Origin of the sequence: Rhodococcus sp. 05-2254-2 (assembly GCF_002259095.1) — a bacterium.
Taxonomy (GTDB): domain Bacteria; phylum Actinomycetota; class Actinomycetes; order Mycobacteriales; family Mycobacteriaceae; genus Rhodococcoides.
Map to the genome: position 1 here is coordinate 164,942 of NZ_NOZJ01000019.1, position 26,137 is coordinate 191,078.

A 26,137-nucleotide genomic window follows, 5' to 3' on the forward strand; every position below is an offset into this window, starting at 1 on the left:
TGGCCCTGCTTCGGGGCCGGACGCTCGGAGGGGGGTCCGGCGTTTCGGGTTGCGCGTCCGCGCGATCTGTTCGGTCGTGTCATACAAGAACTCCTGCCGCCCGCAGCTCTGCTGCGAGCAATTCGATGTGGTCGATGCTCGGTGGCACCTGGGGAAGTCGTGGTTCGCCGACATCGATTCCGATGAGGCGAAGGCCGGCCTTCGATGCGCTGACGCCGCCGAGGCGCGCGACCGAACGAATGACCGGGATGAGGCTGACGTTGATCGCCTGAGCACGCGCGATGTCGCCCATCATGAAGGCGGTGTGCAGCTCGCGGAGGCGAGCCGGAACGAGGTGGCCGATGACGCTGACGAAGCCTGTTGCTCCGACCGAGAGCCAGGGCAGGTTCAGCGGGTCGTCGCCCGAGTAGAACTGCAACCCGGTCGACGCGATCAGTTCGGCACCGGCGTTCAGATCACCCTTGGCGTCCTTGACCGCGAGGATCCGTGGATGCTCGGCGAGTCGACGCAACGTCTCGGTCTCGATGGGAACGACCGACCGCGGCGGAATGTCGTAGAGCATCACGGGCAGGTCGGTGGCGTTCGCGACCGCGGTGAAGTGCGCGTACAGACCGGCCTGCGGCGGGCGGGAGTAATACGGGGTGACGACCAGAAGACCGTGTGCGCCTGCACGGGCGGCGTCACGGGCCAGCTCGACGCTGTGTGCGGTGTCGTTGCTGCCGGCTCCGGCGATGATGCGCGCCCGATGACCGACCGCGGCGATCACTGCGCGAAGCAGTTCGAGCTTCTCGTTCTCGGTGGTGGTCGGCGACTCGCCCGTCGTGCCGGCCAGAACCAGTCCGTCGTTGCCCTGCTCGACGAGATGATGTGCCAGCCGAACGCCCGCATCGATATCCAACTTGCCGTCCGCCGTGAACGGGGTCACCATCGCGGTGAGCACCGTACCGAACACAGGCGCAACGGAAGGAGCGGCGTCACCGTAGGTCATGGCAGCAGATTACCCGGTGCTTTGCCCACTCTCGCGCAGCGGGACTCCCCGCCGACACCGTCCAGCCATACCCGGTCTACGGCGCAACCGAACCTCGTAGTCAGACCTCGGTCACGAACGGGCTGCGGGCGACTTCCGTGCCGTCCGGCAGCGTCGAGATCTCGAAGTCGCCGAACACGTCGGGAGCCACTGCCACGAGCTTACGCAGACATTCGACGGCAACGCGTCGAATCTCCACGTCCGCATGCTCGGAGGCACGCATCGACACGAAATGCCGCCACGCACGGTAGTTTCCGCTCACCACCACGCGTGTCTCGGTCGCGTTCGGCAACACCGACCGAGCCGCCTGCCGCGCCTGTTTGCCCCGTAGAGCAGCGTTGGTGACCGATTCCAGTTTCCCCTCCAGCGCACCGAGCAGTTCGGTGTAGGCCGCCCGACTCGCCTCGGTCGCAGACGCGAACAGCGCCTCGAGCTCGGGATCGCCTTCGACAGCCGGTGGAAGAACCACGTTGGCGTCGTGTTCGGGAACGAATCGCTGCGAGAGTTGCGAGTAGGAGAAGTGCCGGTGCCGGATCAGTTCGTGTGTGCACGATCGCGAGATTCCGGTGATGTAGAAACTCACGCTCGCGTGCTCGAGAACCGACAGGTGTCCGACGTCGAGCAAATGACGCAGATACGACGCATTGGTCGCGGTCCGAGGATTGGGCTTGGACCAGCTTTGGTAGCAGGCACGACCGGCGAACTCGACCAATGCCTGCCCGCCGTCCGCGTCGGTTTCCCAGGGAATGTCGACGGGCGGAACGAACTCGGTTCGGGCGACCAGTTGCACTTTCAGCGCAACCGTCCGCGGCACAGCTCTACCTTCGTTTTCTGCTGACACCGCACAACCCTAAACGCGGCACCGATGCCCGGCGAACGATGGCGTCACGGCGCCGCTACATGACGTCACCAGGCACGCTTGACCGACGTCAACTATGACGCCACACTGGCGTCATGGAACTGGACAAGTACACCGCGTCGCTACGCACGGATCTACTCGCGGCAGCCGCTCTGGGCGACGAGCACACCCGCCAGACGGCCGAAGCTCTCGGCAAGACGGCGGAGGCGTCGGCCAGATTGATGCTGCTCACGGCACTGTCGGACTTCGCGGCAGAGGTATCGAACGACCTGAATGGTCATACGGTCACCGTTTGCCTCGACGGTACGCAGGCGCACGCCGATGTTCGACGCGACGGCCCGCTGCCCGGTCTGCACGACGGCGATCCGGCAGAGCCCGTCACCGAGGACTACCCGACCATGGACGACGTGTCCGGTGAGGTCCGACGGGTGACGCTGCGATTGGTCGAGCAGATCAAGGAACGGGCCGAGGACGCCGCGAACAACAGCGGAGTGTCGCTCAATTCGTGGTTGTCGCAGGCAGTTCAGGGCGCACTGCGTGATCAGATGCGCAAGGACCGTGGCTGGAACAACTGATCGGCCTACTTCTTCTCGCGCCACTCCCGCTCGAAGGGCAACCGCCACGCGTGTGGGGCGATGAGTTGATGGATCGCGTTGGGCCCCCACGACCCCGGTGCGTACGACCGGACCGGGGGTGGATCGGCGAGCAGCGGTTCGGAGACCTGCCACAGCCGCTCGATGCCCTCGGCCGTGGTGAACAGGGTGTGGTCGCCGTACATGGCGTCGAGGATCAGCCGTTCGTAGGCTTCGAGTACGTCTCCGACTCGTTCGGTTTCGTGAATCGCGAACTGCATGCTGAGTTTGTCGAGGTGCATACCGGGACCGGGCCGCTTGCCGTAGAACGACAGCGAAACCTTCGAGGCGTCCGCGAGGTCGAAGGTCAGATGGTCGGGACCTTGCGCTCCCACGCCCGAGCCGGCCGGGAACATGCTCTTCGGTGGTTCCCTGAAGGCGATCGAGATGATGCGCTGCCCTTCGGCGAGTCGCTTACCGCTGCGCAGATAGAAGGGCACACCGGCCAAGCGCCAATTGTCGATTTCACACTTGAGAGCCACGAAGGTGTCGGTATCGGAGTCGGGGGCTACGCCCTCTTCTGATCGGTACCCCGAGTATTGCCCTCGCACAACGTTTTTCGGGTCCAGGGGCAGCATGGATCGGAAGACCTTGTTCTTCTCCTCGCTGATGGCGCGGGGTTCGAGCGCCGTCGGCGGTTCCATGGCCATGAATGCCAGCACCTGGAACAGGTGCGTGACCACCATGTCCTTGTACGCGCCGGTGGATTCGTAGAATCCGGCTCGGCCGTCCAGTGCGAGCTTCTCCGGGATGTCGATCTGGACGTGATCGATGAAGTTGCGGTTCCAGATCGGCTCGAACAACCCGTTGGCGAACCGGAAGGCCAGGATGTTCTGAGCGGGTTCCTTGCCGAGGAAGTGATCGATCCGGAAGACCTGATCCTCGTCGAACGTTCGGTGAACCCGAGCGTTCAGCGCGATCGCGCTCTCGAGGTCGGTGCCGAACGGCTTCTCCATGATGATTCGGGAGCGCTTCACCAGATCTGCCGATGCGAGCGTATCCACTACTGCCAGAGCAGCTCTCGGCGGAACAGACAGGTAGTGCAGCCGTTCGGCGCTTCCTCCGAGGTCGATCTCGGCCTCGGCCACGGCCTCCCCCAACGCCGCCGGTCCTGCCTGCTGCGACACGTAGGTCAGTCGCGAGGCGAAACGATTCCATTGCTCGTCGCCGACTTTGCGACTCGAGTGGGTGTTGATCGATTCGCGAGCGAGAGCGCGGAATTCGTCGGTCGACATCTCTTCGAGAGATGTGCCGACGACCCGGATGTTCGGCGCGAGATCGGACAGCGCCAGATGCATCATCCCGGACAGTAGTTTTCGCTTGGCCAGGTCTCCTGTCGCCCCGAACAGGACGACGACCTGGGGTGGGAGTTCGGGGGCGGTGTCTGTCCGGCGCGAAGTCACACTGGAAATAGTGACACCGATTCTTCCGACCTGCACTTCGGCAGAATCGAACCCCCGACCGACGTCATCGCAGTGCGGCGACGAGGTCTCCCCGGTCCCCCACCACCACGCGTTCGAGTTCGAGCCAATCCGCCATCTCCCGCAGTACGTCTCGTAGTCGAGGCGCAATGTCACCGGCGTTGCGGTCGCCTTCGACGTAGGCCGCGATCACGTGCAGTTCGGACTGCGCTCGCACTGCCTTGAGATCGACGCGAGCCACCAGATGCCCGTCGAGCAGAAAGGGAAACACGTAGTAGCCGTGGACTCGCTTGTGCTGTGGGGTGTATATCTCGATTCGGTAGTGGAAGTCGAACATTCGCTGCACCCGGGGCCGAAAGAAGATCATCGGATCGAACGGGCACAGCAGTGCGGCGGCGGTGGCCGTTCGCGGTGTCCTGGCGTCGCGGTGCAGGTATGCCGGTGCGTTCCAGCCTCGGACGGTCACCGGTTCGAGTACGCCGTCCTCGACGAGATCGCCGATCGCCGCCTTGGCCTGCTTCTGCGAGAGCCGGTAGTAGTCCCTCAGATCCGGCTCGGTACCGATTCCCAGTGCCCGAGAGGACTTTTCGATCAGTTGCCGTACCGCGTCCGGTTCGTCGACGTGCCTGTGCAGAACGTTCTCCGGGATCACCCGTTCGCTGAGCTCGTACCGGCGCACGAATCCCGTCCGTGTCGGCACGGTCACCACGCCGGCCGCGAACAGCTGTTCGCAGACGACCTTGACATCACTGCGATCCCACCAGGGACCTTTGCGACCGGGGGTGTCCAGCTCGAGGTGCTTCTCGATCTCACCCGCGCTGGCCGCACCGATGTCGCCGATCACCGCGAGGACGTCGTCGACGAGAGTCGGTTCGCGATCGAGGATGTGCGCAGCTCCGCCCCACCGCCCGTGTCGATACAGCTCCATTCGCCATCGCATCAGCGGCCAGTCCTCCACGGGCAGCAATGCGGCCTCGTGGGCCCAGTACTCCACCAGTCGACGAGGTCGACGCGCAGTGTCGGTCCATGCGGCGTCGTCGACGACAGTGCGATCGTAGGCACCGACGCGGCTGAACACCGGTGCGTAGTGCGCCCGCACCACCACCGACACGGAGTCGATCTGCAACAGTCCGGTGGTGTCGATGGCTGCGTGAACCGCGGCCTTGCTCGCCGGCCGAGTACGCGACCGCCTCGACGCCAGCCCCTGGGCGGCCAGGGCGGTACGACGCGCGGCGGCGGCACTCATCTCCTGCATCGGACCAGCCTGTCACGGCCCACCGACACGTCGACTCACGTGCTGAACAGGTTCGCCGCCTTGAGGATCAGTTCGTACAGTCCGTAGGCGAACGGCACGGCAACCCACGCCCATGCGACCGCCATCGTGACCTGCTTGCGTCCGCCGCTCATGCCTTCGCTCCTGTGGTCGTCGCGGCCTTCGCCGGATCGGCTTCGTGATACTTCGATGCGACCGGCTTGATCGCCTCGTTGGCAAGGAAGCCGACCACGAGCAGACCGATCATCACGTAGAACGCCGGTAGGTATCGGCCGGTGGTTCCGGCTTCTCCGGCGTCGGCGATGGCGTTGACGATCAGCGGACCGAGGACACCGGCCACCGACCACGCGGTGAGGAGTCGTCCGTGGATCGCGCCCACCTGATACGTACCGAAGAGGTCCTTGAGATAGGCCGGAACCGTGGCGAATCCCGCGCCGTAGAACGAGAGAATGAGCAAGGCCGAGACCATGAACAGGATCTTGTTGGTGTTGGTGAACAACGCGATGTACAGGTACAGCAGTGCGCCGACACCGAGGTACATCCGGTAGATGTTCTTACGCCCCACCACGTCGGACACCGAAGACCAGACGAACCGTCCGATCATGTTGGTCAGGGAGAGGAACGCGACGAAACCGGCAGCCGCAGCGGCGAGAGATTCGGGCGAGGTCGCGTCGGGAAAGAAGTCCTGATAGATGCCCGATCCGCGCTCGAGAATGCCGATTCCGGCAGTGACGTTGAAGCACAGGACGACCCACAGCAGCCAGAACTGGGGAGTCTTCACTGCGTTCGCGGCCGAGACGTTGTGCGTCGAGATCATTGCCGAGGACGCGGGCGGGGTCCATCCGGCCGGGGTCCATCCCTCGGCCGGCACTCTGATCAGCACGACTCCCAGTGCCATGAACACCGCGTATCCGACGCCGAGCGTGAGGAACGTCTTGGCGATGGACCCGTCGGTGAACCCGCCGAAGTTCACCATCAGCTGGCTGGTGAGGGGCGACGCGATGAGTGCGCCGCCGCCGAAGCCCATGATGGCGATACCGGTGGCCATGCCCGGCCGGTCCGGGAACCACTTCATCAACGTCGAGACCGGTGAGATGTAGCCGATTCCGAGGCCGATACCGCCGACGAACCCGTAGCCGAAGATCACCAGCCAGAACTGTCCGAGGGCCATGCCGAGCGCGGACAGCAACAGTCCCGAGACGAAGAAGACCAGGGAGACGGCCATAGCCCACCGCGGACCGTTCTTCTCGACGCGGGTTCCGAAGATCGCCGCGGACAGGCCGAGCATCACGATGGCGAGCTGGAACGGAATGGCAGTGACGGTGCCGCTGAGCCCGAGTGCGTCGGGCTGCGAGATGGCGTTCTTGAACACGCTCCAGGCGTAGGCGGATCCGATCGCGAGGTGAATGGACAGCGCGGCCGGAGGTATCAACCAGCGGCTCCACTCGGGTGTCGCGACGATGGCGGAGCGATCGAGAATGCGGAGGGTCATCGAAATCCCTTGAGATAGAAAGCGGTACAAGCGTGCAGTATCTCCTGCAGTCAAACACGTGTACCGCCCTGCTCGCTCACAACTGTCAATAGTTTCTTCACCGAACTCACTTTTCTTACCGCGTATCCTCGCGGCAGTGGATATCGAGCGGTGGCGCAGCAGATTGCCGGTGAGACGAGCCTCCGACGGTGAGGTGATCGGGTGGACCGTCGCCCACGACACGAGTGCACAGGACGAATACGACGACGATTACACCGTCGATGCCGTCAATCCCGCCGGCATCACCGTTGCGCACGGCGTGCCGATCGAGACTGCGATCGCCCAGCTCGAGGATCGCGGTCTGGCATCGCTGTCGGCTCCGCACTGGACCAAGGCACCCCTGCCACTCGAATCCGAGACCGATCTGAGTGCACCGCAGGAGGACTGGCCGTGGCGGCGGGTGCTGATGACGCAACTCGACGACAACCGAGTGTGGATCAGGCCCGCGTATCCGAGTTGGCCGGAGCGCCTGCTCGAGATTCCGCTGCCGATCCCGGCCGACGACATTCTGCGCCCGGACTCCCCCGCCGACTCCGACTGAATCAGTAACGCCCTACTACGGACCTCAGGGCGTCGGCTACGTCGTAGTTCTCGGGTCGGGTGTGCGAGCAACCGAAGGAGCGCGCGAGCAAGTCCTCAGATCGACAACCCCGCCGCAACGGTTCCGCCGAGTTCGTAGCAGCGTTCACGTGCAGGTTTGCCGCTCTCGGCGACGTGCAGGGTGCCGAACACTTTCTCCAGACCCCAGCCCGACGCAATCTTCTCGATCGCCCGTCCGGCACCCGCGGTGTCGTCGTTGCCGTGAACCCAAGCAGCGTAGGGCTTTCCGGCAACGGCACCGAGGCATGGGTAGTACACGGTGTCGAAGAAGTGTTTCAGAGCCCCGCTCATGTATCCGAAATTCGCCGGTGTTCCGAACAGAAAGCCGTCGGCACCGAGTACGTCGGGAACGGTCGCGCCGAGAGCGGGCACACTGCGCACGTCCACGCCGGTGATCTCGGGGTCGTGAGCGCCGTCGAGAACTGCCTCGAGCAGCTCGTGCGTGAGCGGGCTCGGGGTGTGATGAACGACCAGCAGGGTGCGCGGCATCGAAGGTCAGTTCTCGTCCCGTTCGAGTGCCACAGCCCGCTTCATCGTCTCGCGGGCCCGTCCACGGTCACCGGCATAATCGTAGGCGCGAGCCAGCCGGTAGGAGTTGCGCCAGTTGTCCGGATCCTTCTCCCACTCGGCCTTGACCTGTTGGAACAACTCATCCGCCGCATCACGTTCGATTCGACCCGACGGCCTGCGCGGAAGATCCGCGACGTCGAGTTCGAGGCCCTCCTCGTGAACGCGCGAGGCCAGCCGCTGGTGGTCGAAGCCGGCTTTGAGGGTGGCCCAGACGATCCACAACCCGAGTATCGGCAGCAGCAGGACCCCGATCCCCAAGGAGATGCTCGCCACGCCACCGTTCTGGATCAGAGTCACACCGCGCTGGCCGAGCAGAAAGAAGTAGAAGCCGAGAATCAGCACCATCACCGCGAGGATGGCGAGCACCTTCGTCGTTTTGTTCACCGTCGATCAGCTCACAGATCCAACAGCGGATCGAGGCCGACGGTCAACCCCGGTCGTCCCGCGATCTCGCGGACTCCGAGCAGCACACCGGGCGCGAACGACGTTCGATCGAGCGAATCGTGCCGAATGCTCAGTGTCTCACCCTGCGTGCCGAGCAGAACCTCTTGATGCGCAACCAGTCCCGCGAGCCGGATCGAGTGCACACGCACTCCGTCCACATCGGCACCACGTGCGCCGTCGAGTTCGGTCGTCGTCGCATCGGGGCTCGCCGGAGTGCCTGCGGCCGCTCGTGCCTCGGCAATCAGCGCGGCGGTTCGGTACGCCGTGCCCGACGGCGCATCGGCCTTGTTGGGGTGGTGCAGTTCGATCACCTCGACCGAGTCGAAGAACCGGGCGGCCTGCTGCGCGAATCGCATCGACAACACCGCGCCGATGGCGAAGTTCGGTGCGATCAGTACACCCGTCTGCGGCGATCCCGCCAGCCATTCGCGAACCTGCTCGAGCCGCCGTTCGTCGAATCCGGTGGTGCCGACCACTGCATGGATACCCTGCTCGATCAGGAACTGCAGGTTGTCCATCACCACGTCGGGGTGCGTGAAATCGACGACCACCTGGGCGTTCGCATCGACGAAGTTCGCCAGCGGATCGCCCTGGTCGACGGTCGCCACGAGCTCGAGATCCTCGGCTGCATCGACGGCGGCACAGATGGCCTGCCCTACCTTGCCGCGTGACCCCAGTACCCCTACTCGAACAGGTGCCGTTGCACTCACGTCGTACCCACACTCGTTTCGTCGTCTTGTCGGTTCTACCGACCTCAGAGCCTACTTCTCCACGATCCGTCCCAGCAGCTACGGTCGTCCGGTGCCATCCAGCGTCCTGTTCGCCGACCGAGTCGATCTCGTCCGTGGCGGGCGATACCTGCTCAGCGATGCCTCGCTGCGGGTCGAGGAGGGTCAGCACTGGGTGTTGCTCGGTGCCAACGGCGCGGGCAAATCCACCCTGCTCAGCTTGCTCGGCGCGCTCGTCCATCCCACGCACGGTGCAGTGCACGTTCTGGGCCATCGCCTCGGGCGAGTGGACATGCGCGAATTGCGGACGCACATCGGCCACGTCGACCCGCGGTTGAAGATCGAGGCTCCGCTGACGCTGTTCCAGGTGGTGCTGACCGGGCTGACCAATACTCCGGATCTGGTCCCGAGATGGTCGGCCGACAACCACCAGATCGCCCGCGCTCACCGTCTGATCGAATCCCTCGGCGTCGCCCATCGCACCGACGCGTCGTGGCACACGCTCTCGCAGGGCGAGCGAGGCCGAGCGCTCATCGCGCGCGCCCTACTTCCCGACCCGGCGCTGCTGTTGCTCGACGAGCCTGCCACCGGGCTCGATCTCGCTGCCCGCGAACAACTTCTGAGTGCACTCGACTCGTTGCGGGCCGAACACCCGACCCTGGCCAGCATTCTGGTGACTCATCACCTCGAGGAAATCCCGACCTCGACCACCCATGCCCTCCTCATCCGCGACGGAAGAGTACAGACACAAGGAGCCGTCGACGTAGTACTGACCACCGACAACATCAGTGAGTGCTTCGACCATCCCATCGAGATCTCGAAGCAACGCGGGCGGTGGGTCGCCACGGCGGCCCACCGCTGATGCTCAGTCGAAGACGATGACCTGACGGATCGCGTTGCCGTCGGCCAATTCGTCCATGCCGCGGTTGATCTCGTCCAACGTGATTCTCGACGAGATCAGCTTCTCGACGGGAAGCCGTCCCTCACGCCACATCTGTGCGTAGGTCGGGATATCGCGAGCCGGTACGGCGGAGCCCAGGTAGCTGCCGATGATCGTGCGGGCTTCGGCCACCAGGCCCAGCGGTGAGATGGACGAGCGGGCGTCGGGTGCGGGGAGACCGACGGTGATGGTCTTGCCGCCGGGAGCCGTTGCAGCGACTGCAGTTTCGAATGCTCGCGCGTTGCCTGCCGCCTCGATGACGATATCGGCCTTGATTCCCTTCTCGGCGAGCTCGGCCGGCGAATACACCTGCGTTGCGCCCAGATCGGTTGCGGTGGACAGCTTGTCCGGCACCCCGTCGACTCCGATCACCTCACCGGCACCCACCGATACGGCCGTCAGAACCGCTGCCATACCGACTCCGCCGAGGCCCACCACCATCACCGACTGTCCGGGCTTCGGAGTGCCGGCGTTGAGCACCGCGCCGCCACCGGTCAGTACCGCACAACCGAGGACTGCTGCGATATCGGCGGGGATGTCGTCCTCGACCGGAACCACCGACTTTCGGCTCACCACAGCGTGTGTGGCGAATCCGGAAACTCCGAGGTGATGCTTGACCTCTTCCCCGTCACGGTGCAACTTGATGCCTCCGCCGAGCAGTGTCCCGGCATTGTTCGACGCGCTGCCGGTGACGCACGGCATCTGGCCGTCGGTGGCGCACCCGGCGCATTCGCCGCAGCGTGGCAGGAATGTCATGACGACGCGGGTGCCGACCGCGATGTCGTCGACACCCGCGCCGACCTCCTCGACGCGGCCTGCGGCCTCGTGGCCGAGCAACATCGGGACGGGACGAACCCGGTTGCCGTCGACGACCGACAAATCCGAATGGCACAGTCCCGCGGCTTCGATTCTGATCAACAGCTCCCCCTCGCCCGGCGAGCCGAGCTCGAGGTCGGAGACGGTGATGGGATGCGAGTCCGCGAAGGGACGAGATCGGCCGATTTCTTCGAGTACTGCGCCGCGAATCTTCATCCCGCCAGACTATGCGGCTCCGCCGCATGTGCGTGGAACTTCGTAGTGGGCTACGAGTTTCCACACACATGGGCCGCAGGCCCTCAGAGCGGCAGACGGGGCCTGAGCAGGTGCGCAACCAATGCCGTCCATCCGGTTTGGTGTGTGGCCCCGAGTCCCTCGCCGGTGTCTCCGTCGAAGTACTCGTTGAAGCTGGGGTGCACGCTCCACAGCGGGTCGAGGCTCGATTCGATGCGATTCCCGTCGGCGGGCCTCTTGCCGTCCACCGGTCGGAACAGCCCGGCGAGACCGTTGTCGATCAGATCGGCGGCATCGGTGAGGGTGCGATGGTTGCCCGAGCCGGTGGGGATCTCGATGGTGAACGAGTCGCCGTAGTACCGGCCGTAGGCGCGCAGCTTGTCGGCCAGCAATACGTTCACCGGGAACCACACCGGACCGCGCCAGTTGGAGTTCCCACCGAACATTCCGGTGCGCGACTCCCCCGGCTCGTATTCGATGGACAGGCTCCGGCCGTCCACGTCGAACGTGACCGGTTCGCGGTAGGAGGCCGAGAGCGATCGAATCCCGAAGTGCGACAGAAACTCTTCGGAGTCGAACATGCGAGCCAGGATGCGCTTGAGTCGTTCGGGTTGGACGAGTGTCAGCAGCATGCGCACCTCGCCGCCCTCGCGCCGAGCCAGCAGAGGGCTGACCATCTCCGGTCGCCTGCGTTGGATCCAGCGCAGGCGAGCGGTGAGATCGGGACATTCCTCCTCGACCCACGGCGGGATCTCGGTGGCACCGAGGATGGGCAGCAGTCCAACCATGGACCGCACGCGCATCGGTACCGCATCGCCCTCGGGCTGAACCAGGACGTCGTAGAAGAACCCGTCCTCCTCGTGCCATAGCGAAATGTGCTGCGATCCGAAGGAGTTCACTGCCTTGGCGATCGAGAGGAAGTGTGAGAAGAACTTGGTCGCGACGTCGTCCCAGGCGCTGTCGTGTCGCGCGAGTTCCAGCGCGATCTTGAACATCTGCTGGCAGTAGAACGCCATCCAACTCGTCGCGTCCGACTGTTCGAGCCGAAATCCGGGTGGCAGTGGGGCAGATCGATTGAACAGTCCGATGTTGTCCATGCCGAGGAATCCACCCTCGAAGATGTTCGAGCCCTCGGAGTCCTTGCGGTTGACCCACCAGGCGAAGTTGAGCAGCAGCTTGGTGAACACCCGCACCAGGAATTCGCGATCGCGGTAGCCGTCGATGCGATAGACGTGCCATGCCGCCCACGCGTGCACGGGTGGGTTGACGTCACCGAACTCCCACTCGTACGCGGGCAGTTGGCCGTTGGGGTGCATGGCCCATTCCCGGCACATGAGCAGCAACTGTTCCTTGGCGAAATCGGCGTCCACGTGCGCCAACGGAATCGCGTGGAAAGCCAGGTCCCAGGCCGCGAACCACGGGTACTCCCACTCGTCGGGCATCGAGATCACATCGGCCAACGCCAGGTGACGCCAGTGCGCATTGCGCCCACCCGGGTCCTGCCTCGAGTCCGGAGCCGGAGCGCCGACCTTGTCGCCCTCGATCCACTCCTCCACGTCGTATCGGTAGAGCTGTTTGGTCCACAGCAAACCGGCGTAGGCGCGCCGCGCGACATGCCGGTCGACATCGGTGAGGTCGGCTCCGATCACGGCACCGTAGAACTCGTCGGCCTCGGCCTGCCGGTCGGCGTGGACGGCATCGAATCCGGCCCCGAACGTCTGCTCGTCCGGCCGGTTGGGCGACAACCGCAATCGAACCGATTCCGTTGCACCGGGGGCGATGTCGTCGAAGCGGTACCAGAACGCAGCCTTCGTACCGGTCTGCTCGGGGTTGACCGCATCGAGCTCCCCGTCGACGACTCGGCGGCCGATGCCGTCCTTGGGGTACGCCGAGATGTTCTCCTGCGCCCACAGAGCCTCGGCATTGGTTTCGTTGTCGCAGAACAGAACTGCCGGTGTTCCCTCGGCACTGAGGTAGTAGCGACCGAGGAATCCGTGGTCGACGGCGATGGCTTCGAGTCCACCTGCCAAGAGATCCGGCGGGCTCAGCTGCGCCAGCGTGCCGCCACGCTCGTCGCGTCCCCACGACCAGGTGTTGCGCAGCCACAGGTGCGGCAGTAGATCGACCGACGCCGCCTCGGGGCCGTGGTTGGTGATCGAGATGGTGATGCAGATGTCGTCGGGTGAGGCCTTGGCGTACGTGACCTGGACGTCGAAGAATCTGTTCTCGTCGAGGATGCCGGTGTCGGCCAGCTCGTATTCGCGGTCGTCACGTCCGCGTCGAGCATTCTCTTCCCGCAGGTGAGCGTACGGATACTCCGCGTGCGGATAGCGGTAGAGCCACTGCATCCAGCTGTGCGTCGGTGTTCCGTCGACGGCCCAGAAGTATTCCTTGACGTCCTCGCCGTGATTGCCCTCCTCGTTGGCGAGGCCGAACAACCGTTCCTTGAGGATCGGGTCCTTTCGATTCCACAGTGCGAACGAGAAGTTCAGGAACCCGAAGCGGTCGCAGATTCCGCCGATTCCGTCCTCGCCCCAGCGGTAGGCGCGCTTGTGCGCCTGATCGAACGGAAACGACGCCCAGGCATTACCGTCCTCCGAGTAGTCCTCGCGCACCGTGCCCCACTGGCGCCCCGCCAGGTACGGGCCCCACTGACGCCACGGTCCACTGACCCCGGGCGATTCCGCCAACCGATGGTGTTCGACGGTGGACGGGATGGGAACGCTCACGGGATTGGTGGTCACGGCACACAGTCTGGTCGTTGCCGGTCATCGATGCACGCCGACGTTGGCCGCCAGATACCCGACGCGTCGTTGCACCGCGGCGATCTCGCGGATGCCGTCGGTGAGCAGACTCCGCTCCAGAGGTGACAGATCAGCCATGATCAGCACGTCACCGGGTCGGTGGCCGGCCGTGATCTGGTCGATCTGATGCGACAGTCGAAGCCGCTGCAGCAGCTCGAACACCTCGGACAGTGCAGCGACATCACGTTCGGAGAGCATGCCGTTGCCCGATGCCGCCGCGAGCCGCGCGGGCGTCGAGGCCGATGCCATGCCGACCGACAGCCCACCCCACCGAGCGAGGTTGACGATGGGCGTCAGGGCATGGGCCTTGAGGTCGAACGTGCCGCCGCGCCGAGCCAACACGTCTCGCAGCGATCGCAGCCGAGCCCGTCCGGCGAGGGCGTCCCGCAGTTGCAACCGCAGGGCGTCGGGGTGATCGACCAGGAGTCGCCGGTAGGCCTCGGGCACCGTGTGCAGTTCTTTCGGGCCCCACACCACTCTGCCGTCGATCATCAACGAGGACATGATGAGGCCGGAGTCTTCCGCCGGATTGCCACGTTCGCCGAACGGGTTGCTGAGCCAGTGAGCAGCGGCCCTTTCCCATTGACCGGCCGAGCGTGCGAATCGGGGCGAACTCGCGACCGCTCCATTGGTGTCCGACGGCAATCCGGCACCGTCGAGGCTCACGTGCACACGGGTGGCCAAGTCCATCAACGCCTCGTCGCGGGTCCACGACACCGCGTTCGATGTCCCTCGCACTTCGGGATCTGCGGTGGAATCCGCCCAGGTCAATGCACTGTCGACGTCCGAGGAGGGCATCGCTTCTCGACGCGCCACGCTGCCGAGAGTGATCCAGGCGAAGTGGTCACGCGGCACGTCCGGACGTGCGGTCCATTCGATCTCGACGGCCCGGCGGACGAGGCTGTCGACCACGACGGAGAGGATCGCGCTGACCGCCATCGCATCGGTTCCGCCCTCGAACAGATCCACCACCAGGCGGGGAACGAGCCTGCCTGCGTCGGCGAGCTCGGCGGCGGTCGAGGCCGAAGCCACAGCTCGGCGGACCACGAAACTGCGTCGGGTGGACGCGGCATGCAGATCCGAATCCTCGACGACGCCGAGTACCTCACCGCGGGTCGACACCACCGGCATGTGCCGCAGGCCTCGCTCGAGCATGTCCATCAGCACCGTGCCGGCCAACCGGTCCGCCGTCACGGTCTCGGCAGGCGAGGTCATGACCTTCTCGATCGGAGTATCGACGCCGATCCCGGCGGCCACCACCCGAATTCGGAGGTCGCGGTCGGTGAAGATGCCGTGGCGAGAACCGCGCAGCGGAACCAGAACGTAGGAGCTGCCCTGCTCGGTCATGTGCCGGACGGCATCTCGAACGGTGGTGCCGACGGGCGTGAACACCGCTGGGGCCGAGAGTAATTCACCGACGGTGCGGCCCGCACTCCCCTCGACCGGCCCGCCGCGGTGCGCGGTGGCCGAGGTGACGGCGTCGGCCAGGAACGCCAGGCCGGTCGGCGTCGCGAACAACGGCCGAATCAGCTCGCCTGGCAATCGAATCACGATGCTCGGTTCCGTTGCTCGCGCACGGAATTCGACGGTTCCGCCGGAGAGCAGAGCCGAGAAGCCGAAGACACCTCCGGGCCCGATGGTGTCGATCGGCACCTCGGTGGGAGAGGTGGCATCCGGGTGCGTGACCACCACACGCCCGGTGCGCACCACCCATACGGTGTCGGCAGCTGCCGAGACGTCGGTCCGCGGAGGGTCCACAACCCATGCCCCACCGCCGTACTCGCGTTCGACGGCCGAGGCAGCCAGCTCGGCCAGGACTGCCGGTGACGCGCCCTGAAACGGTGGATGCGCGCCGAGAAAATCGGCCAGCTCCGATCTATCCGCCACGGATCAGGTCGGCGCATTTCTCCGCCATGGTCATCACCGTGATGTTGGGATTGACGTACGGCAGCTTCGGCATCGCCGACGCGTCGACCACGCGCAGGTGCGCGATGCCCTTGACGCGCAACTCGGGATCCAGCACGGCCATGGTGTCGTCCACCGATCCCATTCGCGCCGTGCCTGCCGGGTGATAGACCGTGTTGTGGGTCTTGTGCACGTAGTCCAGCAGGTCGTCGTCGGTGACAGCATCGGGTCCAGGAGCAAGCTCTCGTTCGATCCAGCCTGCGAGCGGACCGTCCGCGGCAATCCGACGAGCCAGCTTCAGACCGGCGAGCATCACCGCGTCGTCGTGGCCGTCGGAGTCGGTGAAGTAACGCGGGTCCACCTTTGCCCGATCGCGAAAATCCCTGCTGCGCAACCGAACAGTGCCCCGCGAGCGCCCCTGGGTGACGTTGGGCGTGAGACAGAAACCGTTGTCGGTGGTCGGGTAGCCCCAGCGAAGGGTGTTCATGTCGAACGGCACGCTGCCGTAATGCATCATGATGTCCGGGTAGTTCAGCGAGTCGTCGGTCTGCGCGAACACGCCGATCTCCCACCACTGCGAGGACGTGGTGACCATCGGCTTGCTCGCCTCCCAGAACACCAGCCCCTCGACGTGGTCGTCGAGGTTCTCGCCCACTCCGGGTGAATCGACCCGAACTGTGATCCCCATCTCCTGCAACTGTGCCGCCGGTCCGATTCCGGAGAGCATCAACAACTTCGGCGTGTCGATGGCACCGGCGGTGACGATCACCTCGCGACGCGCCGAGACGGTGTCGTAGCCGGTGAGATCGGGGCGTTGGTACCGCACTCCGGTCGCGGTCAGCGATTCGTCGATCAGAATCTCGCTGATCCAGCAGTCCGTTCGCACCTCCAGGTTGGGGCGCGTGCCGATGATCGGATGCAGGTAGGCGTGTGAGGTCGACATACGCAAGCCGTCTTCGCCCGCATTGATCTGGAACCAGCCGGCACCGTTGAGTACCGGCATTCCGCGGTTGAATGCGACCGTCGGAAGACCTATCCCGGCGGCCGATTCGAGCACTGCCGCACCGCACGGATCGTTCGGTGGCACGTCGCGAATCCGCACCGGCCCGTCCTGGCCGCGACCGGTGTCGTTGCTCTCAACTCGCGCGACGAGCGGAAGGACGTCCGACGCGCCCCATCCCGTCGCGCCCGCAGCCGCCCAATCGTCGAGGGTTTCCGCCGGCGGGTGAAAGGCGATGCAGGAGTTGTGCGAGGAGCAGCCACCGAGCACTCTCGCCCGCGCGTGCCGCATGAAGCTGTTGCCGCGCTCCTGCGGTTCGACGGGATAGTCCCAGTCGTAGCCGGAGTCGAGTAAGTGCATCCACTCGGCCAGTTCGAGAATCGCCTTGTCGCCGACGTCGGTCGGCCCTGCTTCGACGAGGCAGACACTGACGGAGGGGTCCTCGCTCAGCCGAGCAGCGAGGACACACCCCGCCGTCCCGCCACCTGCGACGACGTAATCGAACTGGGTGTCTGTCACTGCACGCTCCTTCTAGTCGCCCGTGGAGGCATGTGATTTCAGAGTGCCGATGTGCTTGCGTCCCTTGACTGCGTACCACAGCAGGCCGACGCCCAGAATGCCGCCGATGTAGACGAACGCACCGAACGTGTTGTACCAGGGGGTTCCGTACACGGCCTCGCGCGGCCAGGCGAGGTTGATCGCCATCCCGGCGCCCCACACCACTGCCGCGATGTTCACCGGCAGGCCCCACCTGCCCATCGTGAAGTACCCGCCGGGCTTCAGGTCCTCCGGCGGCCACTCACCCTTGATTCGCTTGACCAACAGCGGCCCGGTGACCATCAGATACGCGAGGTAGATCATGATGATCGCGATCGACGTGAGGACGGTGAAGATCTGCGGCTGACCGATGTTGACGACGAGAATGACGATGGCCAGCACGCCGATGGTCACTGCGGGCACCACCGGGGTCTGGGTCTTCGGGTTCACCTTGGCCAGACTCTCGCCGAAGGGCAACGCGTTGTCTCGCGCCATGGCGAACGTGAGCCGGATCGCCGCGGTGTGCACCGCCAGCGAGCAGACGAAGACCGCGATGACGATGCAGATGAGGAAGACGGTGCCCAGTGGGCCCCACATCACGGCTTCGACGATGGACTGCAAGCTACCGTCCGGGCTGCCGAGCGACGGATCGTCCAGATCGGGCGCGGCCATGACGGCGAACACCAGGATGGCTCCACCGATGACGAACGACGCGAGGATGGCGCGCAGGATCGCCTTCGGCGCGGTACGCCGGGGTTCGACGGTCTCCTCTCCGAGCGAGCTCGCAGTGTCGAAGCCGTACATCACGTAGCCCGACGCCAACGACGCCACCAGGAAGGCTCCGAGGTACCCGCCGCTCTCACCGGCACCGTAGCCGTTGGTGGAGAAGAACACCTCGGGGCCGCGGTTGATGTTGGCCGCGAGCAGAATCGCGATCAACACGGCCGCGATGAGCTCGATGAACACTCCTGCGCTGTTGATCATCGCCATCAGCCGGACCCCGAGCGCATTGATCGTCGTGGTGATGGCGATGAGGATCGCACCGAGCAGCACCGCGTTGGCCGCGAAATCACTGGCTCCGGAACCGTCACCGATGATCTGGAATCCGCTCCAGATACGGGGCAGATTCAGCTGCAATGCCAGCGCCACGGCGGACAGCGTCACGATCGAGGCCGTCAGCATCAACCAGCCCGCAGACCATCCGACGATTCTGCGGCCCAACAACTTCGCCCAGTTGTACACCGAACCCGCTACCGGATACTTCGCGGCCAGTTCCATGAAGCACAGTGCCACGCATAGCTGACCGACGAACACTGCAGGCCACGACCACAGATACGCCGGTCCGGCCGCACCGAATCCGAAATAGAACAGCTGGAACGTACCGGTGAGAATGGAGATGTAGCTGACGCCCGCAGCGAAGCTGGCGAATTTGCCGAGGCTTCGATCGAGTGACTCCTTGTAGCCGAAGTCGTCCATTCCGCTCGAACTGTCGTTCAGTAGTGCCATGCGCCTGGCCTTTCCGATCTTTTCGTTATCGGGTGCCGAACCACCCCGCCGCCGTGGGCGAGGTGTTGTGCCAAATATGCTTCGCCTCTTGATATTCGGACATTCCGGACGGACCGAGTTCACGGCCGTTACCGGATTGCTTGAAACCGCCCCATTCTGCGGCCGCGGTGTAGACACCGAAGTCGTTGAGCCACACCGTTCCATGGCGAAGCCCACGCACCATTCTTTCGCCTCGCGCGGCGTCGGATGTCCGAACTCCCGCGGCGAGACCGTAATTCGTATCGTTACCCAGCAGGAGTGCTTCGGCCTCGGTGTCGAAGCGTTCCACAGTGAGTATGGGCCCGAATGTCTCCTCCTGCACGATATTCATCGACCGATCGCAATGGTCGAAAATCGTGGGCAGAAAGTAGCTACCGGCATCGAGTTCCGGATTGTCCGGTTCGGTGCCACCGATGACCAACGTCGCACCCTCTTCGATTCCGCCCGCGACGAAGGCTGCGATCTTCTCTCGCTGAGCCTGCGACACCAGCGGTCCGGTCTCGCTGGCCGGGTCCATACCCGGGCCGATCACGATGGTCTTCGCACGTTCGGCAACGGCAGCAACGAAACGGTCGGCGACCGATTCTTCGATGATGAGTCGGGTGCCTGCCGAACACACCTGACCCGAATGCAGAAAGACTCCGGTCAGGACGTTGTCGACCGAGTCGGCGAATGCCTGATCGTCGGCCACCGCGTCGGCGAACACGATATGTGGATTCTTGCCACCGAGCTCGACGGCCACCTTGGTGACGTTCTCGGCCGCCGCGGCCAAGATGTGCCTACCTGTCGCCAGCCCACCGGTGAAGGAAATGAAGTCGACGTCGCGGTTCCTGGTGAGCGCGTCCCCGAGAACCGCGCCGCTACCCTGCAGCAGGTTGACCACACCGGCCGGCACTCCGGCTTCTTCCACCAACTTGGTGAACGCGATGGTGCTGAGCGGAGTCACCTCGCTCGGCTTGAGCACCATCGTGCAGCCGGCCGCCAACGCCGGGGCGATCTTCCACGAGATCTGCAGCAGCGGATAGTTCCACGGCGCGATCATGACGCAGACGCCGATCGGTTCGTGCACCACTCGGCTGATGATTTCGGGTCGGTCCACGTCGATCAGACGATCGGCCTCGACCACTGCGAGATCGGCGTAGAAGCGGAAGACCGACGTCACGTCGTCTATGTCGATTTCACTCTCGCCGAACGTCTTTCCGGTATCGAGAGTCTCGATACGCGCGAGCTCGGCCTTGTCTCTCTGGAGCAGATCTGCGATGCGATTCAACAGATTGCTGCGCTCACCCACCGTCACCGACCGCCACGGCCCGTCGTCGAACGCCGCCCGCGCCGAGGCCACCGCGCGCAGAGCGTCGTCCGGAGTTGCCTCGTCCACGACGGCGACCGTGCTGCCGTCCGCGGGGTTCACGATGTCTCGGGTTCCGCCGTCACCGGATCCCTGCCACTGCCCATCGACGAACAACGAGGGCCGCAGCGCGGTCGGGTCGAATCCTGCATCGGAGTCGGTCACCGAAACACCTTCTTCCGTATGGGGGGGTCGGGTCGTGTGTCTACGCTATGCCCTCAGCGCCCGGCGGTCCCGTCGATCCGTTCGTGAACCTCGTCTTCCCGCGGACCGATGCGCGAACATACCGTCCTCCCCGCCGAGAGGCATTGGCCTCCGCCCTTTTCCTGCTGCGATTGTCGAACATCCGACGGCACTGTGTCGGACATGCAACAGCACAGTGCAGCGCAGCGCATTACGCTGGGATTCATGACTATCGAAGATGTGGGCGGCAGACGAACGGTGACGGCGGACGAGCTTCTTCTCCTGGTGGGTGATCACCTGCTCATAGAGGAGGGTGTCGCGACCGGGTTCATCGAGAGCGCGGGCCAGGTTGCCGAGAGCGTGGCGGTGACGGTGACCGACGGCGTCGACGGAACCACGACGACCGAACGGGTGTTCCTTCCCGATGCCGAGGTGACCATCGAACCCGCCGATCGCGGACGCGCCCCTGTCACGATGTGAGGGCAGGACAATCCCTGCTCAGAAGTACATTCATGTAACTCGAACAACTCTGCTCACTCCAGTCACACAGGCACCGAACTGAGCTAGGGTGGCGGAAACCCGTCACCGTTCGGAAGGACGTCAGCAGTGCGACAAGGCCGAGGACACCCGACCGTTCGCGTTGCCGTCGTGTCCTGTGCCGCTGCCCTCGCCGTCGGTTTCGGCTCGTTCACGGCAGTGGCCGATCCCGAGGCGTCGGCCCCGGCAACCGCCGCCGAGACGGTCCGCTCGGCCGACGCAGATCAGTACAACAGCGCGCAGGACGCCTTGGTGAAGGGTCGCTACGACGACGGTTTCGCTGCCCTCGACGCACTCGCACTCGCCGCCCCGGACGACGCCAACGTGGCAGCGCTGCAGACGTTCTATGCCAACGCGACCGCCGACACCGATGCGCGTGCGCAACACTCGGCTCGTCTGCACACGCTGTCTCCCACCCTCGCCGATGCAGTCGACCGGGCCATCGCCGTCATCGACGAAGCCGCTACGGAGACAATCGACTTCGACCCGATCACCGACGGACCCCGCACCGCGATCGTGGTACTCGGTGTGGGCCTGAACGGCGACGGCAGCACGACCCCGGAGTTGGTGGAGCGTCTGCGCTCGGCCGTCGCCGCGGCGGAGCGCTCCCCCGATTCCCCCATCATCGTCACCGGCGGAAATCCGCATAGCGGCGTCACCGAGGCCGAGGCGATGCAGCGATGGCTCGTCGAGGAAGGCATCGCGGCCGACCGCATTCACATCGAATCGACCGCGAATTCGACTGTGCAGAACGCACAGCGCGCTACCGCACTGGCCGCCGAGATCGGCGTCGACGATCTCGTGCTGGCGACGACCCCCAGTCATCTTCGACGAGCAATCTCCGACTTCGAGATCGCGGGCGGTGACGTGATCGGCGCTGCGACAGCAACTCCCGACGATCTTCCGGATCTGCCTGCACTCGCTCCGACGGCACGGTTGGGCATGACCGTCGATGCCACCAAGATCCTCGGGATCCCGCGCACCTACTGACGCGTCCACCCTCGCAGCACCGACTCCGTTCCGGCTTCGAACATCGCACGACGGGTCTCGTCGTCGGAGTTCGTCGGCATCGCCAGTTCCAACGACACCAGACCGTGCACGATCGCCCAGAACGAGTGGCTGATCAACTCGACCGGCGCCCCGGCCATGATGCCGTCCGCAACGGCGCGTGCCACCGCCGCCCGAAGCGGGTCCATCGCCGCGGATGCGAGTTGCGCCTCGTCGGATACATCGATCGAACCGAGCACTCCGCCGAACATCACCGCGTACAGATGCGGATTGCGTAGCGCCCAGTCTCGGTACGCGATAGCCAGTGCACGCAGATCGACCTCGGGATCGCCGGTGACCGGAACCTCGCGCTGAGCGTCCCCGAAGCTCGAGAACGACGTGGCGAACAGTGCCACGAGCAGCTCGGCGCGACCACCGAACAGTGAGTAGATGGCGGTGGTCGAGGTGCTCTGCGCAGCCGCGAGTTTACGTAGTGACAACGAGTCGACGCCCTGCTGCGCAACGGTTTCCGCCGCGGCCTCGAGTAGCCGGGTCCGCAACTCGGCGTCGTGAATTCTTGGTCTCGCCACTTGCGAAACCTACCACAACGGTGTTTTATAACAGTGTCACACAACGCTTCGATCCTCGAACGGACGGGAACAAGTCATGCCAACCATCATCGACGGCCGCACCACGGTCGAATCCGAACGAGACACCGTCACGGTCTTCCTCATCGGAATGCGCATGAACAATCCCCTTGCCGTTCGCTCCTGGTTACCTGCGGTGCGGGCGATGCCGCGGATGCTCGGCCATCTCGAGCGGGATCCCGCATCCGGGCTGCTCGGCTACCACTCGTGGTTGGGACGCACCACCATGCTGGTCAGTTATTGGCGCAACGCCGAGGATCTCACCAGGTTCGCCTCCGACCCCGACGCACCACATGCACCCGCCTGGCGCGCCTTCAATCGATCGGTAGCCGCAACCCGCCACGTCGGAGTGTGGCACGAAACCTATACCGCGACAGCACAGAACAGTGAGGCGATCTACGTCAACATGCCTGCGTTCGGACTCGCGGGAGCCATCGGTGGACTCCCGGTCGGTACCGGCTCGCACACATGGAAGCAGCGAATGAAGTCTGCGCAGTAACAGCTCGACGGTTACAGGAAGTTCCCGGCACGCGCAGCCAGGTCGAGAACGGGCTGCGGGAAGACTCCGAGGGCCACGGTGACCACCACCGAGACCCCGATCGCGCACGACACCGACGCCGTCGGCCGCACGATCGTGGCGGTCCGCTCTCCTGGATCGGTGAAGAACATCAGCACGATCACCCGCACGTAGAAGAACGCTGCAATCGCGCTGCACACCACTCCGACCACGACCAGTGCCGCTCCCCCAGCGCCCGAGGCAGCGCTGAACACCGCGAACTTGCCGATGAATCCACTGGTGAGCGGAATGCCGGCGAACGAGAGCAGGAACAACCCGAACACGGCCGCCACCAGCGGTGACCGACGACCGATTCCGGCCCACCGATCCAGATCACTCACTTCACCGCGCTCGTCGCGCGCCAACCCGATGATCGCGAACCCTCCGAGAGTGCTGAAGGCGTAGGCCAGCAGATAGAACATCGTGGCCGACACACCGGCATCACCCACATCACCCGAATCACCCAGTGCCGTCACTCCGGTAAGAATGAATCCGGTGTGCGCGACGGACGAGTACGCCAGCATCCGTTTGACATCGGTCTGCGTCACCGCGACAACGGAACCCAGCACCATGGTTGCGATCGCCACGACCCACAGCATCGGCCGCCAACTCGATTCGAGACCGGGAAGCGCAACCCCGAAGATGCGAAGAATCGCACCGAACGCCGCGACCTTGGTCACCGTGGCCATCAGAGCTGTCACCGGAGTGGGGGCACCCTGGTAGACGTCGGGAATCCACGAATGAAACGGCACAGCACCGACCTTGAACAACAGACCCACCGCGAGCAGGGCGGTTCCGATCAGCGCGAGCGATCTGCCCTGACCGTCCACCGCGATGGCGTCGGCGATGCCGTCCAACCGAACGGTTCCGGCGTACCCGTACAGGAAGGCAACCCCGAACAGGAAGAACGCGGACGAGAACGCGCCCAGCAGAAAGTATTTGAGGGCAGCTTCCTGCGAGAGCAACCGACGTCGTCGGGCCAGTCCGCAGAGCAGATACAGCGGCAACGACAACACCTCCAGCGCCACGAACATCGTCAACAGATCCGTGGACGCCGGAAACAGCAACATGCCGCCGATCGCGAACATCGCCAGAGGAAACACCTCGGTCTGGGCGACGCCAGCGTCTATCGCCTCCTTCTCCGCCACGCTGCCCGGAGTGGTCGATGCCTGCGGCGTGAACGAATCGATGCGACGCTCGGCACCGGCCCCGGTGACTGCAACGGTGCGCTCCGCCAACAGCGCGATCGCCGGAATCGACACCAGCACAATGGTTCCCTGCAGAAACAGCGTCGGACCGTCGATCGCGACCGCGCCGGACATCGCCGACGCCTCGGTGCCTGCCAGACCCAGGATGGCCGCCAGCGCCGCCACCAGTCCCGCGAGAGCGAGACCCACATGCGTGATCCGACGGGCCCGCAGCGGCACGAACGCCTCGACGAGAACACCGAGAACTGCGACCGAGAACACGATCAGCATCGGTGCCAGCAGACCGTACTGCACCTCGGGTGTGGTCATCGCTGACCTCCTGAACTGTCGACGATCGAGGATTGCACTGCCGGGGTGATGACATCGAGCGCAGGTTTCGGATACACACCGAGCACGATCAGCAACGCGATCAACGGCACCACCACGGCCAGTTCGCGGCGAACGAGATCGGGCACCGTCACGTTGCCCTCCCGGACCGGCCCGGTCATGACGCGTTGGTAGAGCCACAGTATGTAGATCGCCGACAGCACGAGGGCTCCGGCGGCCACTGTCGCGGCGACTCCGTATCGACCGAACGTGCCGATCAGCACGAGGAATTCGCTCACGAACGGGGCGAGGCCGGGTAGCGAGAGCGTGGCGAGTCCCGAGATCAGGAACGTTCCGGCGAGCACCGGTGCCACCTTCTGCACACCGCCGTAGTCGGCGATCGCTCGTGATCCTCGACGCGACACGAGGAAGCCTGCGATCAAGAACAGTGCGGCCGTGGAGATTCCGTGGTTGACCATGTACAGCGTGGCACCGGCCTGACTCTGACCGGTCATGGCGAAGATCCCGAGGATGATGAATCCGAAGTGTGAAATCGACGTGTAGGCAATCAGTCTCATCATGTCGGTCTGGCCGATCGCCAGTATCGCGCCGTAGACGATGCCGATGACTGCGAGTGTGATGATCCACGGCGCGAACGTCTGCGACGAGCCGGGGAACAGTTCGAGACAGAACCGCAGCATCGCGAACGTGCCCACCTTGTCCACCACCGACATCATCAGCACCGCGGTGGCGGGTGTGGACTGCACTGCGGCGTCGGGTAGCCACGAGTGGAACGGCCACAAAGGTGCCTTGATAGCGAACGCGAACATGAAGCCGAGGAACAGTGCGTTCAGAACCGTCGGATCCACACCGAGTCCGCCCGATGCCGCCGCGTCGGCGATCGCGCGCAGATCGAATGTCCCGCCGTCGAAAGGCCCGTCGGGTCGCGCGGTCACCACGTACAGGCCGATGACGGCCGCCAACATGACCAGACCGCCGAACAGGTTGTACAACAGGAACTTCACCGCGGCGCGCGTTCGATGCACTCCCCCGAAACCACCGATGAGGAAGTACATCGGAATCAGCATCGCCTCGAAGAAGATGTAGAACAACAACACGTCCAACGCGAGGAACGACACGAGCACCATCGACTCGACCACCAGGATCAACGCCATGTACGTGTGCGACACCCGACGGGAGCCGTAATTCGCGACGCGACTGCCGTCGTACCAGCCCGCGACGAGCAGCAAGGGCGTGAGAACGGTGGTGAGCAACACCAGGACCAGGCCGATTCCATCGAGTCCGAGGGTGTACCGCGCACCGAAAGCCGCTATCCACGAATGGTCTTCGACGAATTGGTACCGATCACCACCGGAGTCGAACGACACTGCCAGGGCGACCGACACGGCCAGTGTTCCGGCAGCGAAACCCACTGCGACACTGCGCGCGACGGTCGGGCGAGCGGCGGGCACCAGGGCGACGACGATCGCACCGAGCAT

General features: G+C 64.7%; 24 protein-coding genes. 6 read left to right on the forward strand and 18 right to left on the reverse strand.

The features are described 5' to 3' along the window. Window positions 1–79: 79 nt before the first annotated feature. Window positions 80–988 carry a 4-hydroxy-tetrahydrodipicolinate synthase gene (gene dapA, locus CH283_RS20460; protein WP_032377140.1) on the reverse strand — a complete coding sequence of 303 codons (909 nt, stop codon included), beginning with the start codon at window positions 986–988 and terminating at the stop codon, window positions 80–82. A 100-nt stretch (window positions 989–1,088) separates the two neighbouring features. Continuing rightward, window positions 1,089–1,841, reverse strand: a complete 753-nt coding sequence (thyX, locus tag CH283_RS20465; protein ID WP_094642066.1) for an FAD-dependent thymidylate synthase — start codon at window positions 1,839–1,841, stop codon at window positions 1,089–1,091. A gap of 140 nt (window positions 1,842–1,981) precedes the next feature. Between thyX and CH283_RS20470 the strand changes: the two genes are divergently transcribed. After that, window positions 1,982–2,461 carry a hypothetical protein gene (locus tag CH283_RS20470; RefSeq protein ID WP_094642068.1) on the forward strand — a complete coding sequence of 160 codons (480 nt, stop codon included), beginning with the start codon at window positions 1,982–1,984 and terminating at the stop codon, window positions 2,459–2,461. A 5-nt stretch (window positions 2,462–2,466) separates the two neighbouring features. On the opposite strand, the gene zwf is transcribed toward CH283_RS20470, so the two are convergent. The 4 genes from zwf to CH283_RS20485 all read right to left on the reverse strand — a co-directional run bounded on the left by zwf (window position 2,467) and on the right by CH283_RS20485 (window position 6,704). After that, a complete protein-coding gene (zwf, locus tag CH283_RS20475) occupies window positions 2,467–3,921 on the reverse strand; it encodes a glucose-6-phosphate dehydrogenase (protein WP_094642407.1) in 1,455 nt (484 codons plus the stop codon). 64 nt (window positions 3,922–3,985) lie between these two features. Next, window positions 3,986–5,194: a winged helix-turn-helix domain-containing protein gene (locus CH283_RS20480; RefSeq protein ID WP_094642070.1), complete on the reverse strand. Its 1,209-nt coding sequence runs from the start codon at window positions 5,192–5,194 to the stop codon at window positions 3,986–3,988. Between the two features lie 35 nt (window positions 5,195–5,229). Continuing rightward, window positions 5,230–5,346 (reverse strand): MFS transporter small subunit, encoded by a 117-nt coding sequence (locus tag CH283_RS29140; RefSeq protein WP_441344172.1) that lies wholly within the window; start codon window positions 5,344–5,346, stop codon window positions 5,230–5,232. Next, the gene (locus tag CH283_RS20485; RefSeq protein WP_094642072.1) at window positions 5,343–6,704 is read right to left on the reverse strand and encodes an OFA family MFS transporter; all 1,362 of its coding nucleotides are present in this window, start codon (window positions 6,702–6,704) and stop codon (window positions 5,343–5,345) included. Before CH283_RS20485 ends, CH283_RS29140 begins: the two co-directional genes overlap by 4 nt. 136 nt (window positions 6,705–6,840) lie before the next feature. On the opposite strand from CH283_RS20485, the gene CH283_RS20490 reads away from it, so the two are divergent. After that, window positions 6,841–7,284 (forward strand): hypothetical protein, encoded by a 444-nt coding sequence (locus tag CH283_RS20490; RefSeq protein WP_255183277.1) that lies wholly within the window; start codon window positions 6,841–6,843, stop codon window positions 7,282–7,284. Window positions 7,285–7,379: 95 nt separating this feature from the next. Here CH283_RS20490 and CH283_RS20495 read toward each other — a convergent pair whose 3' ends face one another. The 3 genes from CH283_RS20495 to dapB are packed head-to-tail and all read right to left on the reverse strand — an operon-like array spanning window position 7,380 to window position 9,067. Then, window positions 7,380–7,832 (reverse strand): flavodoxin family protein, encoded by a 453-nt coding sequence (locus CH283_RS20495; RefSeq protein ID WP_094642074.1) that lies wholly within the window; start codon window positions 7,830–7,832, stop codon window positions 7,380–7,382. A gap of 6 nt (window positions 7,833–7,838) precedes the next feature. Then, window positions 7,839–8,258, reverse strand: coding sequence for a hypothetical protein (locus CH283_RS20500; protein WP_176460505.1), 420 nt, complete (start codon window positions 8,256–8,258; stop codon window positions 7,839–7,841). A 50-nt stretch (window positions 8,259–8,308) separates the two neighbouring features. Then, window positions 8,309–9,067: a 4-hydroxy-tetrahydrodipicolinate reductase gene (gene dapB, locus CH283_RS20505; RefSeq protein WP_094642410.1), complete on the reverse strand. Its 759-nt coding sequence runs from the start codon at window positions 9,065–9,067 to the stop codon at window positions 8,309–8,311. A gap of 91 nt (window positions 9,068–9,158) precedes the next feature. Between dapB and CH283_RS20510 the strand changes: the two genes are divergently transcribed. After that, a complete protein-coding gene (locus CH283_RS20510) occupies window positions 9,159–9,947 on the forward strand; it encodes an ABC transporter ATP-binding protein (RefSeq protein ID WP_068050717.1) in 789 nt (262 codons plus the stop codon). Window positions 9,948–9,950: 3 nt separating this feature from the next. On the opposite strand, the gene CH283_RS20515 is transcribed toward CH283_RS20510, so the two are convergent. The 6 genes from CH283_RS20515 to CH283_RS20540 all read right to left on the reverse strand — a co-directional run bounded on the left by CH283_RS20515 (window position 9,951) and on the right by CH283_RS20540 (window position 20,343). Then, the gene (locus CH283_RS20515) at window positions 9,951–11,057 is read right to left on the reverse strand and encodes an alcohol dehydrogenase catalytic domain-containing protein (RefSeq protein ID WP_094642078.1); all 1,107 of its coding nucleotides are present in this window, start codon (window positions 11,055–11,057) and stop codon (window positions 9,951–9,953) included. A gap of 83 nt (window positions 11,058–11,140) precedes the next feature. Continuing rightward, window positions 11,141–13,819 carry an MGH1-like glycoside hydrolase domain-containing protein gene (locus tag CH283_RS20520; protein ID WP_255183278.1) on the reverse strand — a complete coding sequence of 893 codons (2,679 nt, stop codon included), beginning with the start codon at window positions 13,817–13,819 and terminating at the stop codon, window positions 11,141–11,143. A 24-nt stretch (window positions 13,820–13,843) separates the two neighbouring features. Next, window positions 13,844–15,766 carry a putative nucleotidyltransferase substrate binding domain-containing protein gene (locus CH283_RS20525; protein WP_094642080.1) on the reverse strand — a complete coding sequence of 641 codons (1,923 nt, stop codon included), beginning with the start codon at window positions 15,764–15,766 and terminating at the stop codon, window positions 13,844–13,846. Then, window positions 15,756–17,303, reverse strand: coding sequence for a GMC family oxidoreductase (locus tag CH283_RS20530; RefSeq protein WP_094642082.1), 1,548 nt, complete (start codon window positions 17,301–17,303; stop codon window positions 15,756–15,758). The genes CH283_RS20525 and CH283_RS20530 overlap by 11 nt, the downstream gene beginning before the upstream one ends. Window positions 17,304–17,315: 12 nt before the next feature. Beyond that, the gene (locus CH283_RS20535) at window positions 17,316–18,827 is read right to left on the reverse strand and encodes an APC family permease (RefSeq protein WP_068050724.1); all 1,512 of its coding nucleotides are present in this window, start codon (window positions 18,825–18,827) and stop codon (window positions 17,316–17,318) included. A gap of 25 nt (window positions 18,828–18,852) precedes the next feature. After that, a complete protein-coding gene (locus tag CH283_RS20540) occupies window positions 18,853–20,343 on the reverse strand; it encodes an aldehyde dehydrogenase family protein (RefSeq protein ID WP_373454832.1) in 1,491 nt (496 codons plus the stop codon). A 279-nt stretch (window positions 20,344–20,622) separates the two neighbouring features. Here CH283_RS20540 and CH283_RS20545 point away from each other — a divergent pair, with 279 nt between their 5' ends. Together CH283_RS20545 and CH283_RS20550 are read left to right on the forward strand one after the other, a co-directional pair. Next, entirely contained in the window at window positions 20,623–20,877 is a 255-nt protein-coding gene (locus CH283_RS20545; RefSeq protein ID WP_068050740.1) for a hypothetical protein, read from the forward strand. Between the two features lie 126 nt (window positions 20,878–21,003). After that, window positions 21,004–21,924 carry a YdcF family protein gene (locus CH283_RS20550; protein WP_094642085.1) on the forward strand — a complete coding sequence of 307 codons (921 nt, stop codon included), beginning with the start codon at window positions 21,004–21,006 and terminating at the stop codon, window positions 21,922–21,924. Here CH283_RS20550 and CH283_RS20555 read toward each other — a convergent pair. Continuing rightward, window positions 21,918–22,511 (reverse strand): TetR/AcrR family transcriptional regulator, encoded by a 594-nt coding sequence (locus CH283_RS20555; protein WP_068050726.1) that lies wholly within the window; start codon window positions 22,509–22,511, stop codon window positions 21,918–21,920. The genes CH283_RS20550 and CH283_RS20555 overlap by 7 nt on opposite strands. 76 nt (window positions 22,512–22,587) lie before the next feature. Between CH283_RS20555 and CH283_RS20560 the strand changes: the two genes are divergently transcribed. After that, complete coding sequence (locus CH283_RS20560; RefSeq protein ID WP_094642087.1) at window positions 22,588–23,067, forward strand: DUF4188 domain-containing protein; 480 nt, start codon at window positions 22,588–22,590, stop codon at window positions 23,065–23,067. An 11-nt stretch (window positions 23,068–23,078) separates the two neighbouring features. Here the strand turns inward: CH283_RS20560 and nuoN are convergent, their stop codons facing one another. Continuing rightward, a complete protein-coding gene (nuoN, locus tag CH283_RS20565) occupies window positions 23,079–24,641 on the reverse strand; it encodes an NADH-quinone oxidoreductase subunit NuoN (protein ID WP_094642089.1) in 1,563 nt (520 codons plus the stop codon). Next, window positions 24,638–26,137, reverse strand: coding sequence for an NADH-quinone oxidoreductase subunit M (locus tag CH283_RS20570; protein ID WP_373557668.1), 1,500 nt, complete (start codon window positions 26,135–26,137; stop codon window positions 24,638–24,640). The genes nuoN and CH283_RS20570 overlap by 4 nt, the downstream gene beginning before the upstream one ends.

Coding starts and splice junctions, on each gene's coding strand:
- CH283_RS20535 (WP_068050724.1), bottom strand. CDS start 18,827: ATGGCACTACTGAACGACAGTTCGAGCGGAATGGACGACTTCGGCTAC.
- CH283_RS20500 (WP_176460505.1), bottom strand. CDS start 8,258: ATGGTGCTGATTCTCGGCTTCTACTTCTTTCTGCTCGGCCAGCGCGGT.
- CH283_RS20570 (WP_373557668.1), bottom strand. CDS start 26,137: ATGCTCGGTGCGATCGTCGTCGCCCTGGTGCCCGCCGCTCGCCCGACC.
- CH283_RS20545 (WP_068050740.1), top strand. CDS start 20,623: ATGACTATCGAAGATGTGGGCGGCAGACGAACGGTGACGGCGGACGAG.
- CH283_RS20480 (WP_094642070.1), bottom strand. CDS start 5,194: ATGCAGGAGATGAGTGCCGCCGCCGCGCGTCGTACCGCCCTGGCCGCC.
- CH283_RS20515 (WP_094642078.1), bottom strand. CDS start 11,057: ATGAAGATTCGCGGCGCAGTACTCGAAGAAATCGGCCGATCTCGTCCC.
- CH283_RS20485 (WP_094642072.1), bottom strand. CDS start 6,704: ATGACCCTCCGCATTCTCGATCGCTCCGCCATCGTCGCGACACCCGAG.
- nuoN (WP_094642089.1), bottom strand. CDS start 24,641: ATGACCACACCCGAGGTGCAGTACGGTCTGCTGGCACCGATGCTGATC.
- CH283_RS20495 (WP_094642074.1), bottom strand. CDS start 7,832: ATGCCGCGCACCCTGCTGGTCGTTCATCACACCCCGAGCCCGCTCACG.
- dapA (WP_032377140.1), bottom strand. CDS start 988: ATGACCTACGGTGACGCCGCTCCTTCCGTTGCGCCTGTGTTCGGTACG.
- CH283_RS20470 (WP_094642068.1), top strand. CDS start 1,982: ATGGAACTGGACAAGTACACCGCGTCGCTACGCACGGATCTACTCGCG.
- CH283_RS20560 (WP_094642087.1), top strand. CDS start 22,588: ATGCCAACCATCATCGACGGCCGCACCACGGTCGAATCCGAACGAGAC.
- CH283_RS29140 (WP_441344172.1), bottom strand. CDS start 5,346: ATGAGCGGCGGACGCAAGCAGGTCACGATGGCGGTCGCATGGGCGTGG.